General features: G+C 69.4%; 11 protein-coding genes, 1 tRNA gene and 1 pseudogene. 6 read left to right on the top strand and 7 right to left on the bottom strand.

From position 1 onward, the window contains the following. Window positions 1-57 precede the first annotated feature (57 nt). The 4 genes and pseudogenes from ACIRFH_RS14345 to ACIRFH_RS14330 all read left to right on the top strand — a co-directional run bounded on the left by ACIRFH_RS14345 (window position 58) and on the right by ACIRFH_RS14330 (window position 5212). Window positions 58-411: a chorismate mutase gene (locus ACIRFH_RS14345; protein WP_403520253.1), complete on the top strand. Its 354-nt coding sequence runs from the start codon at window positions 58-60 to the stop codon at window positions 409-411. A 319-nt stretch (window positions 412-730) separates the two neighbouring features. Continuing rightward, window positions 731-3328 carry an aminopeptidase N gene (pepN, locus tag ACIRFH_RS14340; RefSeq protein ID WP_403520251.1) on the top strand — a complete coding sequence of 866 codons (2598 nt, stop codon included), beginning with the start codon at window positions 731-733 and terminating at the stop codon, window positions 3326-3328. A 307-nt stretch (window positions 3329-3635) separates the two neighbouring features. Then, window positions 3636-3806, top strand: a pseudogene (locus ACIRFH_RS14335) (aspartate aminotransferase family protein); the annotation flags it as partial. Further along, the gene (locus tag ACIRFH_RS14330) at window positions 3803-5212 is read left to right on the top strand and encodes a lysine N(6)-hydroxylase/L-ornithine N(5)-oxygenase family protein (protein ID WP_403520249.1); all 1410 of its coding nucleotides are present in this window, start codon (window positions 3803-3805) and stop codon (window positions 5210-5212) included. The pseudogene ACIRFH_RS14335 and the gene ACIRFH_RS14330, both read left to right, overlap by 4 nt. A gap of 22 nt (window positions 5213-5234) precedes the next feature. Here ACIRFH_RS14330 and ACIRFH_RS14325 read toward each other — a convergent pair whose 3' ends face one another. Continuing rightward, a complete protein-coding gene (locus tag ACIRFH_RS14325; RefSeq protein ID WP_403520248.1) occupies window positions 5235-7040 on the bottom strand; it encodes a bifunctional metallophosphatase/5'-nucleotidase in 1806 nt (601 codons plus the stop codon). A 258-nt stretch (window positions 7041-7298) separates the two neighbouring features. Here ACIRFH_RS14325 and pyk point away from each other — a divergent pair, with 258 nt between their 5' ends. Next, window positions 7299-8735, top strand: coding sequence for a pyruvate kinase (pyk, locus tag ACIRFH_RS14320; protein WP_403520246.1), 1437 nt, complete (start codon window positions 7299-7301; stop codon window positions 8733-8735). Window positions 8736-8743: 8 nt separating this feature from the next. Here pyk and ACIRFH_RS14315 read toward each other — a convergent pair whose 3' ends face one another. Together ACIRFH_RS14315 and ACIRFH_RS14310 are read right to left on the bottom strand one after the other, a co-directional pair. Continuing rightward, the gene (locus ACIRFH_RS14315; RefSeq protein WP_403520244.1) at window positions 8744-9523 is read right to left on the bottom strand and encodes a helix-turn-helix domain-containing protein; all 780 of its coding nucleotides are present in this window, start codon (window positions 9521-9523) and stop codon (window positions 8744-8746) included. A gap of 105 nt (window positions 9524-9628) precedes the next feature. Further along, a tRNA-Leu gene (locus tag ACIRFH_RS14310) sits at window positions 9629-9702 on the bottom strand. Window positions 9703-9804: 102 nt separating this feature from the next. Between ACIRFH_RS14310 and ACIRFH_RS14305 the strand changes: the two genes are divergently transcribed. After that, window positions 9805-10461, top strand: a complete 657-nt coding sequence (locus ACIRFH_RS14305; RefSeq protein ID WP_403520242.1) for an ANTAR domain-containing response regulator — start codon at window positions 9805-9807, stop codon at window positions 10459-10461. A gap of 116 nt (window positions 10462-10577) precedes the next feature. Here ACIRFH_RS14305 and ACIRFH_RS14300 read toward each other — a convergent pair whose 3' ends face one another. The 4 genes from ACIRFH_RS14300 to ACIRFH_RS14285 are packed head-to-tail and all read right to left on the bottom strand — an operon-like array spanning window position 10578 to window position 14948. Further along, entirely contained in the window at window positions 10578-11294 is a 717-nt protein-coding gene (locus ACIRFH_RS14300; protein WP_403520240.1) for an ABC transporter ATP-binding protein, read from the bottom strand. Beyond that, a complete protein-coding gene (locus ACIRFH_RS14295; RefSeq protein WP_403520471.1) occupies window positions 11291-12151 on the bottom strand; it encodes an ABC transporter ATP-binding protein in 861 nt (286 codons plus the stop codon). The genes ACIRFH_RS14300 and ACIRFH_RS14295 overlap by 4 nt, the downstream gene beginning before the upstream one ends. A 5-nt stretch (window positions 12152-12156) precedes the next feature. Further along, complete coding sequence (locus tag ACIRFH_RS14290) at window positions 12157-14013, bottom strand: branched-chain amino acid ABC transporter permease (RefSeq protein WP_403520238.1); 1857 nt, start codon at window positions 14011-14013, stop codon at window positions 12157-12159. A 5-nt stretch (window positions 14014-14018) separates the two neighbouring features. Next, the gene (locus tag ACIRFH_RS14285) at window positions 14019-14948 is read right to left on the bottom strand and encodes a branched-chain amino acid ABC transporter permease (protein ID WP_403520236.1); all 930 of its coding nucleotides are present in this window, start codon (window positions 14946-14948) and stop codon (window positions 14019-14021) included. Between the last annotated feature and the right edge of the window lie 20 nt (window positions 14949-14968).

Genomic DNA, 14968 nt, shown 5'->3' with positions numbered 1-14968 from the left:
GCCCACGGCCTGAGACGGTGTGCGGCGGCCGGGCGGCCGCCCGTAGGGTGATCGCCCATGACCACCAGCAACACCACCGGCACCGGTGCCGCCGACCACGCCGCCCGCGAGGAGCTGGCCCGGCTGCGGAACAGCATCGACAACATCGACGCGGCCGTCGTCCACATGCTCGCCGAGCGCTTCAAATGCACCCAGCAGGTGGGCCACCTCAAAGCCCGCCACCAGCTGCCGCCCGCCGACCCCACCCGCGAGGCCCAGCAGATCGCCCGGCTGCGCGCCCTCGCCGAGAGCGCCAAGCTGGACCCGGCGTTCGCCGAGAAGTTCCTGAACTTCATCATCGCCGAGGTCATCCACCACCACGAGCGGATCGCGGAGGACACCGGCAACGGCGGAGCGCCGGGGGACGGCTGACACCGCCGGCGGGACGAAGGACAGCGCACCCCAGGGCCTCCCCACCGCCTGAACGCCCTGGGAGGCACCCCCGGGGGCGGACGGAGGCCCCGCGCGAGCGAAGCCGAGCGGCAGGGGAGGGCGTACGCTCGGGGCACCCCTCCGGGGAAGGCACCCCGGCAGCGCCCGGCCACGCGCCCCACCCTCCGTCCGCACCCGCGCCGGACACCCCGCAACCGGCGCAGCGACCCGCGGCCCCGGCGGCACGGCGCGCGGGCGTGGACCGGACATACTCCGCGTACCGGTCCGCCCCTGTGCCCCGCCCACGGCATCAGGCAGCATGGCCTGCATGTCCGTACTGACGCGCGACGAAGCGCAGACCCGTGCCCAGCTCCTCGACGTCCACCACTACGCGATCGACCTCGATCTGACCGGCGGCGACGAGACCTTCGACTCCCGCACCGTCATCCGGTTCACCGTCCGCGCCGAGACGGGCACCACGGACACCTTCGTCGAACTCAAGCCCGCCGAACTGCGCGACGTCACCCTCGACGGACACCCCCTCGACCCGGACACCCTGGACGAGAACCGGCTGCCACTGAGGAACCTCGCCCCCGGCGAACACGAACTGCGCGTCGACGCGGCCATGCGCTACTCCCGCACCGGCGAAGGCATGCACCGCTTCACCGACCCCACCGACGGCGAGACCTACGTCTACACCCAGCTGTTCATGGACGACGTACAGCGCGTCTTCGCCGCCTTCGACCAGCCCGACCTCAAGGCCGTCTTCGACCTCACCGTCACCGCCCCCGACGGCTGGACCGTCCTCGCCAACGGCATCACCGAACACACCGGCGACGGCCGCTGGAAAGCCGCCACCACCCCCCTGATCTCCACCTACCTCGTCGCCGTCGCCGCCGGCCCCTGGCACTCCGTACGCACCGAACACCGCGGCCTGCCCTTCGGCATCCACTGCCGCCGCTCACTCGCCCCCCACCTCGACGCCGACACCGACGAACTCCTCGACATCACCCGCGCCTGCTTCGACCGCTACCACGAGAAGTTCGCCGAGCCCTACCCCTTCGACTCCTACGACCAGGCGTTCGTACCCGAGTTCAACGCCGGCGCCATGGAGAACCCGGGCCTGGTCACCTTCCGCGACGAGTTCGTCTACCGCTCCGCCGTCACCGACACCGAACGGCAGACCCGCGCCATGGTCATCGCCCACGAGATGGCCCACATGTGGTTCGGCGACCTCGTCACCCTCAAGTGGTGGGACGACATCTGGCTGAACGAGTCCTTCGCCGAGTACATGGGCTACCAGACCTGCGCCGAAGCCACCCGCTTCACCGGCACCTGGACCGACTTCGGCGTCACCCGCAAACCCTGGGGCTACGACGCCGACCAGCGCCCCTCCACCCACCCCGTCGCCCCCGAGAACGTCGAGGACACCGCCTCCGCGCTCCTCAACTTCGACGGCATCTCCTACGCCAAGGGCGCCTCCGCCCTGCGCCAGCTCGTCACCTGGCTCGGCGAGAAGGACTTCCTCGCCGGCATCAACACCCACTTCGCCCGGCACAGGTTCGCCAACGCCACCCTCGCCGACTTCATCGACTCCCTCGCCTCCGCCACCGACCGCGACGTCCACGCCTGGGCCGACGCCTGGCTGCGCACCACCGGCGTCGACACCCTGGTGCCGCACCTGGGCGCCGAGAACGGCACCTGGCACCTCGGCATCACCCACCGGGGCAGCTCCGGAGCCCGGTCCGCGCCCGACCCCACCAAGGACCGGGACGGCCTCAAGCACGCCGGCACCCTCCACCCCGGAGGAGGCACCCGCCCCCACCGCATCACCATCGGCGTCTACGACCACGACCTCCACGACACCGGCCGCCTCACCCTCCGCCAGCACCTCGAAGCGGACCTCACCGGTCAGAACATCGGCATCAGCGCCGCGGGCGCACGGCCCGCCCTCGTCGTCCTCAACGACGGCGACCTCACCTACGCCAAGATCCGCTTCGACGCCGACTCCTTCAAGACCCTCCGCGCCGCCCTCTCCGGCCTGCCCGACCCCCTCACCCGCGCCGTCGCCTGGAACGCCCTGCGCGACGCCGTCCGCGACGGCGAACTCCCCGCCACCGCCTACCTCGACACCGCCCGCACCCACCTCCCCCACGAGACCGACCTCGCCCTCGTCTCAGGCGTCCTCACCTTCGCCGCCACCCAGATCGCCGACCGCTACCTCACCCCCGAACAGCGACCCGCAGCCCTGGCCACCCTCTCCGACCTGTGCCGCGACCTCATCCGCCGTACCGAGGACGGCGACCACCCCGGCCTGCGCCTGATCGCCGTACGCCACTGCATCGACGCCGCCGCCCACCCCGACACCATCGCCGCCTGGCTCGCCGACGGCACCGTCCCCGGCGGCCCCGAACTCGACCCCGAACTGCGCTGGCGCATCCTCACCCGCCTCGCCGTCCTCGGCGCCACCGACGAGACCGCCATCGCCGCCGAACTCGAGAACGACCCCAGCGCCACCGGCCAGGAAGGCGCCGCCCGCTGCCGCGCCGCACTGCCCGACACCGAGGCCAAGAGCCGCGCCTGGAACGCCATGTTCGCCACCGACGACCTGTCCAACTACCTGTTCACCGCCACCGCCCAGGGCTTCTGGCAGCCCGAACAGGCCGACCTCACCGCCGACTACGTCCCCCGCTACTACACCGAAGCCGTCACCGTCGCCGCCCGCCGCGGCCCCGCCATCGCCGACGCCGCCGGCCGCTGGGCCTTCCCCGCGCACGCCGTCGACGCCGACACCCTGCGCCTCGGCCAGGAATGCCTCGCCACCGCCGACCCGACCCCCGCCCTGCGCCGCAAGCTCGTCGACCAGCTCGACGACCTCGCCCGCGCCCTGCGCGTACGGCAGGCCCACACCGGCTGACCCTGCCACCCGGCCGGCCTCCCGACGGACGGAGGCCGGCCGCACCGGCACGCGTCACCCCGCGGACGTACCCCCTTTCGGGTTCTGATCGCCGCGCTTCCCCACCACGGGCACCCCCGCACGACCCAAGCTGTACTCCGGCCCACCCGGCACCGGCCGCCGCCCTCACCGAGGCACGGTGCGCCGTCCCCTCACAACGCGCCCGGAGGACAGACAGCCCATGGGCATGCCGCCCCCCGCCTCGGGCCCGCACGGCCCCGACGCCCCGTGCCCCCTGCGCGACACCGTGCCCGACGCCCTGCGCACCGTCGCCGCCGTACGCCGCGACCCGCCCACCACCGGCCGTGCCGTCCTCGGCCGCGCCCGCGCCGACGGCCGGCTCCGGCTCCGGCTCAAGGCGACCTCCCTCACCCCCCACACCCGGTCCGACGGCCTGGCCCGCCTCCGCGCCCTCGTGGAAGGACAAACCCCGCGATGAACACCACCGACCACACCCCCGACACACCCCGCGACCTCGTCGGCATCGGCATCGGCCCCTTCAACCTCTCCCTCGCCGCACTCGCCGACCCCCTCCCCGCCCTCGACACCGTCTTCTACGACCAGCGCCCCGCCTTCCACTGGCACCCCGGCCAACTCATCGACGACACCCGCATCCAGGTCCCCTTCCTCGCCGACCTCGTCACCCTCGTCGACCCCGCCAACCCCTGGACCTTCCTCAACCACCTCCGCGCCCGCGAACGCCTCTTCCCCTTCTACTTCGCCGAACGCTTCCACATCCAGCGCGCCGAGTACGACGCCTACTGCCGCTGGGTCGCCGAACACCTCCCCGCCCTCCGCTTCCACCACCAGGTCGACGCCGTGCGCTGGAACCCCGAACACAAACTCTTCGAGGTCGACTACACCCAACTCGACGCCGACGGCGAAGCCGAAGCCCTCGGCCGCACCCACACCCGCAACGTCGTCCTCGGCATCGGCACCGAACCCCACGTCCCCGGCCCGCTCAAACCCCTCGTCGACGCCCCCGGCGCACCCGTCATCCACTCCGCCGACTACCTCGACCACCGCGACACCCTCCTCGCCGCCGACCACATCACCGTCATCGGCACCGGCCAGTCGGGCGCGGAGATCTTCCTCGACCTGCTCCGCCACCGCCCCGCAGGCCGCGAACGCCTCCACTGGCTCGGCCGCACCGAAGCCTTCGCCCCCATGGAGTACTCCAAGCTCGGCCTCGAACACTTCACCCCCGACCACACCCGCTACTTCCACACCCTGCCCGAACCCGTCCGCGACCGCCTCGTCGCCGCACAATGGCAACTCCACAAAGGCATCGACGCCGACACCAGCGCCGCGATCCACGACGAGCTCTACCGCCGCACCCTCGACGGCGGCTGGCCCGACACCGTCCTCACCCCCGGCGTCCACGTCCGCACCGCCGGCCGCCTCGCCACCACCCAGATCGAACTCCACCTCGAACACACCCAACAGAACACCCGCACCCGCCTCACCACCAGCGCCGTCGTCCTCGCCACCGGCTACCGCGAACGCCCCCTCGACCGCATCCTCGCCGCCCTCGACCCCTACCTGCGCCGCGACAACAGCGAACGCCCCCGCATCGACGAACGCTTCCGTCTCCTCCTCGACCCCACCGTCACCGGCACCGTCTACGTCCAGAACGCCGAAACCCACACCCACGGCGTCGGCGCCCCCGACCTCGGCCTCGCCGCCTGGCGCAGCGCCACCATCCTCAACGACCTCACCGGACACGAGCCCTACCCCCTGCCCAACCGCACCGCCTTCACCACCTTCGGCCTGCAACCACAACGGCCCCAGACCCCGTCCGCACGCCACCACCGGGAACTCACCCCACTGACGGACGGAATCTGAAGCCGCGAACAGCACCGACGCGTCAGAACACCGGCTTGCCGTCCCGCGTCAGCACCCAGCCCACCGACGCGAAGTCCTTCGGATCCAGCACACCCCTCGCCGTCACCCACTCGGCGATCCGCGTACGGATCTCCGTCGACTCCGACCACAGCTCCTTCGCCGACGCCACGTGCGGGAACGCACCCCCGCCATTGGCCCGGTAGTTGTTCACCGCCAGCACGAACTGCTGCGCGTCGTCCAGCGGAGCACCCCCGAAGGCCAGATTCCTGATCCGCGAACCGGCCGCCTGCGCGATGTCGATCTCGTACGTCAGCCCCGAGACGTAGTCGTAGTTGTAGTCCGGGCGGCCGTTCGCGTTCGTCAGCTTCTCCACGTCCACCGGCGCACCCGCGGCCGTCCGCACGTAGTACTCCGCCGAGAACTCCAGGTACGCCCGCAACTGCGCCCCCGTCATCAGCTTCGCCACCAGCGTGTTGTCGTACACGTACAGGCTCGACAGATCCCGGATCGTCACGTCACCGGCCGGGATCTCCGAGGTCCGCGAGAACGGCGACGCCTGTGCCAGCACCGGCAACGACGCGTACTCCGTACCCGCCAGCGCCTCCCTGACCACGTCCTCCTGCACCCTGGTGATCAGATCGATGATCGGCGCGTCCTTGTACCGCGCCTCCACCGTCGTCAGCGTCTCGGTGGCCGTCCCGACGACCTGGTTGACGTACGCCACCACCCGCGCGTGCTCGTCCGCCAGCAACCCGCCGATCCGCGGATCGTCCTCCACCGTGCTGGAGTCGCGCAGCGACGCCCGCACCGACTCGACGTGCCACCGGCCCCGCTCGAAGACCAGATCGACGTCGAACACCGTCAGCCGCTCGGCGTAGCACAACGGCTCCGACAGCACGACCGTCTTCCCGGTCTTCTCGTTGACGACCTTCAGCTCCGGGATCTCCACATGCGCGTGCCCCACGAGGATCGCGTCGATACCCGGCACCTGACGCGCCACATTCGCCGCCGCGTTCTCCACGTACGGCACCTGGTCACCGTACGACGACGTACCCGACGAACCCGAGTGCGCCGACACCACCACCACGTCCGCACCCATCGAACGCAGCTTCGGCACCCACTTCGCCGCCTGCTCCTCCAACCCCGGGAACGCCAGCTTCCCCTGCACGTACGCCTTGTCCCAGATCGCGATACCCGGGTTCGTCAACCCCAGCACCGCCACCTTCACCGGCGGCGCCCCCTTCACCCGGAACGTCTTCATGAAGTACGGCGGGAACGCCGGCTTCAGCGACTTCGCGTCCACCGCGTTCGCACCCAGCAACGGGAAGTCGCACTGCTCCTCGAACTTCCGCAGCGTCTCGATGCCGTAGTTGAACTCGTGGTTGCCCAACGCCACCGCGTCGTACCCGATCGCGTTCATCGCCTGCGCCATCGGATGCACCGGACCGCCCTCGGCGGTGATCGGGTCCACCTTCGCGTAGTAGTACGTCAGCGGCGTGCCCTGAATGGTGTCGCCCGCGTCCAGCAGCAACGTGTTGTGCCGGCCCCTCTCCTCACGGATCCGGTTCACCAGCGTCGAGATCCGGGCCAGCCCCTGCGCGTTGCCCGCCGCGTCCGCGTACTCCGCGTCCTTGAAGTAGTCCCAGTTGAAGACGTGACCGTGCAGGTCCGTCGTGCCCAGCACCGTCAGCGCGTACCGCTTCGGCTTTTTGCGGTCCTTGTGCGCCCCGGCGGCCTCGGCGGCCGGGACCGCCGCCGCGCCGGCCAGCGCGACACCCGCCCCCGTCACGGCCGATCTGCTGAGGAACTTCCGACGGTTCAACGACATGCTGACTCTCCTTGCGGACGTGACGACACCATCAACAACGCGCGTAGATTCGAGCCTGGACACGCCACCTGTCAACAGTGGCCGATGCGGGAGGAGCCGCACGCACGCCCGAAGAGCGAAAGAAGGAACGATGAGGGAATGCTCATCGGAGCACCGCGCCGCACAATTCAACACCTGTCAACAACCCTTCACCCAAAGGTGGTTGGGCAGACACGCGCGGCCAATTCGCTACCGACCGGTAAGTCATAGGCTCGACCCATGCGCCGAGCGAAAATCGTCTGCACACTAGGGCCCGCCACCGACTCGTACGACCAGATCAAAGGCCTGGTCGACGCCGGAATGGACATCGCCCGCTTCAATTTCAGTCACGGCACCCACACCGAACACGAAGCGCGCTACCACCACGTCCGCAAGGCCTCCGACGAGACCGGCCACAGCGTCGGCACCCTCGCCGACCTCCAAGGCCCGAAGATCCGGCTCGGCCACTTCGCCGAAGGCCCCGTACTCCTCGAACGCGGCGACACCTTCACCATCACCGTCGAAGAAGGCGTCGACGGCGACCGCCACACCTGCGGCACCACCTACGCCGGCCTCGCCGCCGACGTCACCCCCGGCGAACGCATCCTCGTCGACGACGGCAAGGTCTGCCTCGAAGTCACCGACATCGACGGCCCCCGCGTCCACACCACGGTCGTCGAAGGCGGCATGGTCTCCGACCACAAGGGCCTCAACCTCCCCGGCGTCGCCGTCTCCGTCCCCGCCCTCTCCAAGAAGGACGAGGACGACCTCCGCTGGGCCCTGCGCACCGGCTTCGACGTCATCGCCCTCTCCTTCGTCCGCAGCGGGCGGGACGTCCTCGACGTCCACCGCATCATGGACGAAGAAGGCCGCCGCCTCCCCGTCATCGCCAAGATCGAAAAACCCCAGGCCGTCGACACCGTCGAGGACATCGTCGCCGCCTTCGACGGCATCATGGTCGCCCGAGGCGACCTCGGCGTCGAGATGCCCCTCGAACAGGTCCCCATCGTCCAGAAACGCGCCATCAAACTGGCCAAGCGCAACGCCAAGCCGGTCATCGTCGCCACCCAGATGCTCGACTCCATGATCGACAACGCCCGGCCGACCCGCGCCGAGGCCTCCGACGTCGCCAACGCCGTCATCGACGGCACGGACGCCGTGATGCTCTCCGGCGAGACCAGCGTCGGCAAGCACCCCACCGACACGGTCCGCACGATGGCCCGCATCGTCGAGGCGGCCGAGGAGGACATCCTCGCCAAGGGCCTGCCCCCGCTGACCGACCGCAACAAGCCCCGCACCCAGGGCGGCGCCGTCGCCCGCGCGGCCGCCGAGATCGGCGACTTCCTCGGCGCGAAGTACCTGGTCGCCTTCACCCAGTCCGGCGACACCGCCCGCCGCCTCTCCCGCTACCGCTCACCCATCCCGCTCCTCGCCTTCACCCCGGAACCGGCGACCCGCTCCCAGCTGAACCTGACCTGGGGCGTGGAGACGTTCCTCGGCCCGCGCGTGGACTCCACGGACGCGATGGTCGACCAGGTGGACGAACTCCTGACCGAGTACGGCCGCTGCGAGAAGGGCGACGTGGTGATCATCACGGCCGGCTCCCCGCCGGGGGTGTCGGGGACGACGAACCTGGTCCGCGTCCACCACATCGGCGAGGACGACAGCCCCCGATAGGCCGGACGTCAGTACTTGGGCCCGACATGGGCGTCCATGAGGGCGACGGAGGCTTTGCGGGCGACGGAGATGTTGAAGGGGTCGCTGCCGCGCGCGAGGGTCGTCCACTCGACGCCGACCTTGGTGAGCGCGTCAGTGAAGAGCTTCCGGATGTCGTCGGACTTGTTGCTGAAGAAGTAGCGCGGATATTCGTAGCGCTTGCGCATCCCGCCGACGGTCTTCGTGGTCCAGTTGGTGATGCGGCAACCGTCGGAGTGGATCAGCCCACGGATGAACTCCCAGGGGTGAGCGTCGACGATCGCCTGCTGCCAGAGGGCGAGAGTGATCTGGCGCTGATGTTTCCTGCCGGGGCCGTGCTGAGGGAAAAGGCACCAAAGGTGCTTCGAGTAGAGCTTGACCTCCCGACACCCCTTGCGGCGGACTCGGCATACCGAGTTACGGGGAAACACCGAGCGCATCGCCGCCTCACAGGCGTCCATGAGGCCAGGCGAGGACTCAGCGCACGCGATCGACAGGCTGGGCGACCGCATGGCGCGGTTCTGGATGATGTGGCCGTCGCCCAGGTAGAGGCCCAGAAGGTATGCGTATGCCGGTTGATCCAGTTCCCCATCGCATCGCGGGCAGGGCGACTGCTGCGCTCCAGGGGTTTCCCCGCGTCGAGCTCGGTCCTTGTGCTTCCAGTAGCTGACGGTGCCGATGGGAATGGTGAACCGCCGGGCTACGTCACAGTTCCGCGCGCCATCCCTGAGGAGGGCAAGCGCCTGCTGCTTCGTGTGAAGGTCGTACATGCGACCACTCTGTGTCACTGGTCGTGACCGTGGGGAGCGAAAAGCGGATGTTCACGAGAACGTGGACATCCGCTTCGAAATGCAGCCTTGGATTCTGAGGAAAAGTGCCCCGGGTGGGATTCGAACCCACACTGAATACCTTTTGAGGGTATCGTCTCTGCCGATTGGACTACCGGAGCTCCTGCGAATCGAAGATTTCACCCGACCCGCTGCCCGTCCACCATACCGCAGCTAGGTAGGCTCTTGTCAGCAGTATCCCTGCCCCGAACGAGGAGCCCCACGTGACCGCCCCCGAGTCGCCCCAGCCCGCTGACGTGCCCGAAGACGAGAAGTCGCACGTGCCTCCGCTGACGACCCGTGTCGTCATCGCCGAGGACGAGGCGCTCATCCGGCTGGATCTCAAAGAGATGCTGGAGGAGGAGGGGTACTCCGTCGTCGGTGAGGCCGGTGACGGGGAGCAGGCCGTGGAGCTGGCCCGGGAGCACAAGCCCGACCTCGTGATCCTCGATGTGAAGATGCCCAAGCTGGACGGCATCTCCGCGGCCGAGAAGATCGCCGAGGAGAGCATCGCGCCGGTGCTGATGCTGACCGCGTTCTCGCAGCGCGATCTGGTGGAGCGGGCGCGGGACGCCGGGGCGATGGCGTATCTGGTGAAGCCGTTCAGCAAGAGTGACGTCGTTCCGGCGATCGAGATGGCCGTCTCGCGGTTCACGGAGCTGAAGGCGCTGGAGAAGGAGGTCGCGGACCTCTCGCAGCGGCTGGAGACGCGGAAGCTGGTGGACAGGGCGAAGTCGGTGCTGCAGACGCAGTACGGGCTGACGGAGCCGGCCGCGTTCCGGTGGATCCAGAAGACGTCGATGGACCGGCGGATGTCGATGCAGCAGGTGGCCGAGGCGGTCATCCAGGACGCCGAGGAGAAGAAGGCGTCGAAGGGCTGACGCCCGGTGTTCGAGGAGGCCCGCGTTCCCTGTGTGGCAGGGGGCGCGGGCCTCGCCTGTGCGGCAGGGGCCGCCGTCCGTGTGGGACGGCGGCCCTTGTGGGTGGTGTTTCCGGCTCAGTCCTCGCCGAGGTAGGCCTTGCGGACGGACTCGTCGTGCAGGAGGTCCTGTCCGGTGCCGGACAGGACGATCTTGCCGACCTCCATGACGTGGGCGTGGTCGGCGAGGGAGAGGGCGGCCTGTGCGTTCTGCTCGATGAGCAGGATGGTGGTGCCCTGGGACTTCAGTTCGGCGATGGTCGCCATGATCTTCTGCATCATGATCGGCGAGAGGCCCATGGAGGGTTCGTCGAGCATGAGCAGTTTGGGCCGGGACATCAGCGCCCGCCCCATGGCGAGCATCTGCTGTTCGCCGCCGGAGAGGGTGCCCGCGGCCTGCTTGTGGCGTTCCCCGAGGATGGGGAAGCGGTCGTAGGCGCGCTGGATGTCCTTCTCGATGCCCTCCTTGTCGTTGCGGAGGTAGGCGCCGAGTCGGAGGTTGTCCTCGATGGTCATGCGGGGGAAGATGTGCCGTCCCTCGGGGGAGTGGGCGAGTCCCAGCGAGACGATCTTGTGGGCGGGGACCTTCCGCAGTGACCGGCCGTCGAACCTGATGTGGCCGGAGACCGGCTGGAGCAGTCCGGACAGTGTTCTGAGGGTGGTGGTCTTGCCGGCGCCGTTGGTGCCGATGAGGGTGACGACCTGGCCCGCGTCGACCGTGAACGAGATGCCCTTGACGGCCTCGATCTTGCCGTAGGCGACCCTGAGGTCCTCGACCTCCAGCAGTGCGGTCACTTGTCGTCCCCTTCTGTGGTGCTGTGTGCCTCGGCGGCCTCGACCTCGGCGGCCTCGTCCTGGCCGGGAGCGCCTTCGAAGGGGGTGCCGAGGTAGGCGGCGATGACGCGTTCGTCGGCCTGGACGACTTCGGCGGGCCCCTCGACGATCTTCTCGCCCTGGACGAGCACGGCGACCCGGTCGCAGAGATTCATGATGAATCGGATGTCGTGCTCGATGACGAGGACGGCGATGCCCTTGTCCCGGATGGCGAAGATGAGTTCTTCGGCGGCGCGGGTCTCCTGGGGGTTCATTCCCGCGGTGGGCTCGTCGAGGAGGAGCAGGCCGGGCTCGCTGGCGAGGGCTCGGGCGATCTCGAGCTTGCGCTGCTCACCGTAGGGCAGGTTGCGGGCGAGGTGGTCGGCCTTGGCGGCGAGACCGGTGAACTCCAGGAGCTCCATGGCGCGTTCGCGGGACGCCTCTTCGGCCTTCTTGAAACCGGGCAGGCGCAGCAGGGCCGACCAGAGGCCTTCCTTGGTGCGGGTGTGCCGTCCGACGAGCACGTTCTCCAGGACGGTCATGTTGGCGAAGAGCCGGATGTTCTGGAAGGTACGGGCGATACCGGCCTGGGTGACCAGATGCGGTTTGGGCGGCAGGACGGTGCCCTTGTACTCGACCTTGCCCTCGGTGGGGACGTACAGGCCGGTGAGGCAGTTGAAGAAGGTGGTCTTGCCGGCGCCGTTGGGTCCGATGAGGCCGACGATCTCGCCGCTGTTGACGGTGAGGTCGACGGAGCGTACGGCGGTGAGGCCGCCGAACCGCATGGTGACGCCGCTGGCGTCGAGGACCGTTGTGGTGGTGGGTGCGGTGGTGGTCATGGTGGTCACGCCCCTGCCTTCGCGACGCCGGTCGCGCCGTCGGGGAGCGGCTTGTCGTCCGGTACGTCGAGCTGTCCGGTGTCGTGGAACTCGAGCTGCTTCCTGCGGTCGGCGACCAGTCCTTCGGGGCGGAAGCGCATGAGGAACATGAGCGCGGCGCCGAAGAGGAGCAGCTGGTATTCCGCCATGAACTGGAGTTTGGCCGGGATCAGGTAGAGCAGCGCGGCGCCGATGAGCGGGCCGCTGATGGTGCCCATGCCGCCGAGGATGACGGCGGCGAGCAGGAAGGCCGAGTTGGGCGGCACGGAGCCGGCGAACTGGTACTGCTCGGGGGTGACGCTGTAGGAGACGTGGGCCTGCACGGTGCCGGCGAGGCCGGCCAGGCAGGCGCCGAGGGCGAAGGCGAGGAGCTTGAGGCGGAAGCCGTTGATGCCCATGGCGGTGGCGGCGGTCTCGTCCTCGCGGATGGCGACCCAGGCGCGTCCGATGCGGGATTCCGCGGAACGGCGGAAGACCAGCACGACGATGGCCGTGAACAGCAGCATCAGCAGGTAGTAGTTGCCGGAGCGGGTGAGCTCGTGGCCGAGGACGTCGTGCGGCACTCCGAGGTTGAACCCGAGGACCTCCAGGTCGGGGATGTTCGGGATGCCGTTGGAACCGTTGGTGACGTCGGGTCCGCTGTTGCCGTTCAGGTTGTTCATGGTGATGCGGAAGATCTCACCGAAGCCGAGCGTCACGATGGCGAGGTAGTCGCCGCGCAGGCGCAGGGTCGGGGCGCCGATCACCACGCCGAAGACCAGGGAGGCGAGGGCACCGGTGAGGACGGCCGCCCAGAACGGGAAGTGCACGCCGATGCTCGACTGCGGCGAGCCGGAGACCAGGGCGGCGGCGTAGGCGCCGACGCCGAGGAAGGCGACGTAACCGAGGTCGAGGAGGCCGGCGAGGCCGACCACGACGTTGAGGCCCAGGGCGACGGTGGCGAAGATCAGGATGTTCGCGCCGATGAGGGCGAACTGGTCGTTGCTCTGGGTGAAGGGGAAGCAGATCGCCGCGGCGAAGGCGGCCGCGAGGGTGACGTTGCGGTGTTTGGCGGTGAGGGCCGAGAGCCGCTTGAGGAGTCCTGCGCGGGTGACGGCGGTGAAGCCGAACGCGGCGGTGATGAGGAAGCCGATGAAGAGTTCGGAGTACTCGGTGCTGATGCCGTACGCGAAGACGTACAGGCCGGCGCCGAAGCCGGCGGCGATGATCAGGATCTCGGCCCAGGAGGGGAGTTCCCTGGCGCGTGCGGGTTCGGGGGCGGTGAGGGCGTGGCGGATCCGGCCCCAGAGGCCCGGGGCCGGTTCGTCCGCGCCGTAGGGCTGGTCGGCCGGGAGGCCGAGGGCGCCGATGACGGCGACGAGGGCTCCGGCGCCGGAGACCCATGCGCCGGGTTCGAGGTTGACGAGACCGCCGAGTTCCTGACTGATGGCGCCCAGGGTGTACCCGGTGGTGCCGAGGACGCCGAGAGCGCTCAGCAGGACGGGGCTGTTGGTGCCGCCGGGGGTGAGCCAGCCGAGGCCGGGGATGCCTTTTCCGCTCCGGGCGTCGCCCGGACGGGAGGATCCCCATCCGGAGAGGGCGAACAGCAGGGTCAGGACGGATCCGACGAGGGTGAGGACCTGCAGGCCGCCGGGGTAGCCGGTGACGGTCAGGTCGCCGGGGAACTCGTCGGTCCAGGTCCAGGCGAGGAAGGTGCCGACGAGGGCGAGGGCCGAGCCGGCGAGGGCGGTCGCGCGGGCTGCGGCGGGTGGCAGCGGGACGACCGGGGTGGTGGTCACCTTGGCGGTGTCCGTGGTCTTGTCGGTGGGAGTCTTGGTGGTCATGGGTATCACGCCCGATCCGCGACGCGTTCGCCGAGCAGGCCCTGTGGCCTGAAGAGCAGGACGAGGATGAGCAGGCTGAACGCCCATACGTCCTTCCAGGCGCCGCCGCCGAAGAGGTCCATGCCGGGGACGTTGGCGATGTAACCGGTGGCGAGGGCCTCGGCGACGCCGAGGACGATGCCGCCGAGCATGGCGCCGTAGATGTTGCCGATGCCGCCGAGCACGGCGGCGGTGAAGGCCTTGAGACCCATCAGGAAGCCCATGCGGAAGCCGACCTGACCGTTCTTCAGGCCGTAGGCGACGGCGGCGATCGCGGCGAAGGCGGCACCGATGGCGAAGGCCATGACGATGATGCGGTCGGTGTTGACGCCCATGAGTTTGGCCGTGTCGGGGTCCTGGGCGGTGGCCTGCATGCCGCGGCCGGAGCGGGTCTTGGTCACGAAGAGGCCGAGGGCGACCATGCAGAGGGGGGCGGCGATGATGACGAACAGGTCACCACGCTGGATGGTGGCACCGAAGAGGTCGATGGGCTCACCCTGGAACTGCGGGAAGGAACGGTCCTTCTTCGCCTCGGGGTACCACATCCACACGATCTGCTGGAGGACGATGGACAGGCCGATGGCGGTGATCAGCGGTGCCAGCCGCGGTGCGCCGCGCAGGGGCCGGTAGGCGAAGCGTTCCGCCGCGGTGGCGAAGGCGACCGAGACGACGATGCCGCCGAGGATCATGAGGGGGACGGCGGCGCCGAGGGCGAAGCCGTCGGGGAGTATGAGGAAGACGGTGAGGGCCCCGAAGCCCCCGACCATGAAGATCTCGCCGTGGGCGAAGTTGATGAGCTGGACGATGCCGTAGACCATCGTGTAGCCGATCGCGATGAGTCCGTACATCGCGCCGAGGATGAGTCCATTGGCCAGCTGTTGCGGCAGTTCGTTCACCGCAGGGCCTCCGTGGAGTG

The organism is Streptomyces sp. NPDC093586 (assembly GCF_044764905.1).
In the GTDB taxonomy this organism is placed as follows: domain Bacteria; phylum Actinomycetota; class Actinomycetes; order Streptomycetales; family Streptomycetaceae; genus Streptomyces.
The sequence above is the reverse complement of the archived record's forward strand: the minus strand, read 5'-3'. Positions and strand labels throughout refer to the sequence as shown.

What these genes read in the sequence shown, in the direction of transcription:
- ACIRFH_RS14345 (WP_403520253.1), top strand. Translation starts at nt 58, where the DNA reads ATGACCACCAGCAACACCACCGGCACCGGTGCCGCCGACCACGCCGCC.
- pepN (WP_403520251.1), top strand. Translation starts at nt 731, where the DNA reads ATGGCCTGCATGTCCGTACTGACGCGCGACGAAGCGCAGACCCGTGCC.
- ACIRFH_RS14330 (WP_403520249.1), top strand. Translation starts at nt 3,803, where the DNA reads ATGAACACCACCGACCACACCCCCGACACACCCCGCGACCTCGTCGGC.
- ACIRFH_RS14325 (WP_403520248.1), bottom strand. Translation starts at nt 7,040, where the DNA reads ATGTCGTTGAACCGTCGGAAGTTCCTCAGCAGATCGGCCGTGACGGGG.
- pyk (WP_403520246.1), top strand. Translation starts at nt 7,299, where the DNA reads ATGCGCCGAGCGAAAATCGTCTGCACACTAGGGCCCGCCACCGACTCG.
- ACIRFH_RS14315 (WP_403520244.1), bottom strand. Translation starts at nt 9,523, where the DNA reads ATGTACGACCTTCACACGAAGCAGCAGGCGCTTGCCCTCCTCAGGGAT.
- ACIRFH_RS14295 (WP_403520471.1), bottom strand. Translation starts at nt 12,151, where the DNA reads ATGACCACCACCGCACCCACCACCACAACGGTCCTCGACGCCAGCGGC.
- ACIRFH_RS14290 (WP_403520238.1), bottom strand. Translation starts at nt 14,013, where the DNA reads ATGACCACCAAGACTCCCACCGACAAGACCACGGACACCGCCAAGGTG.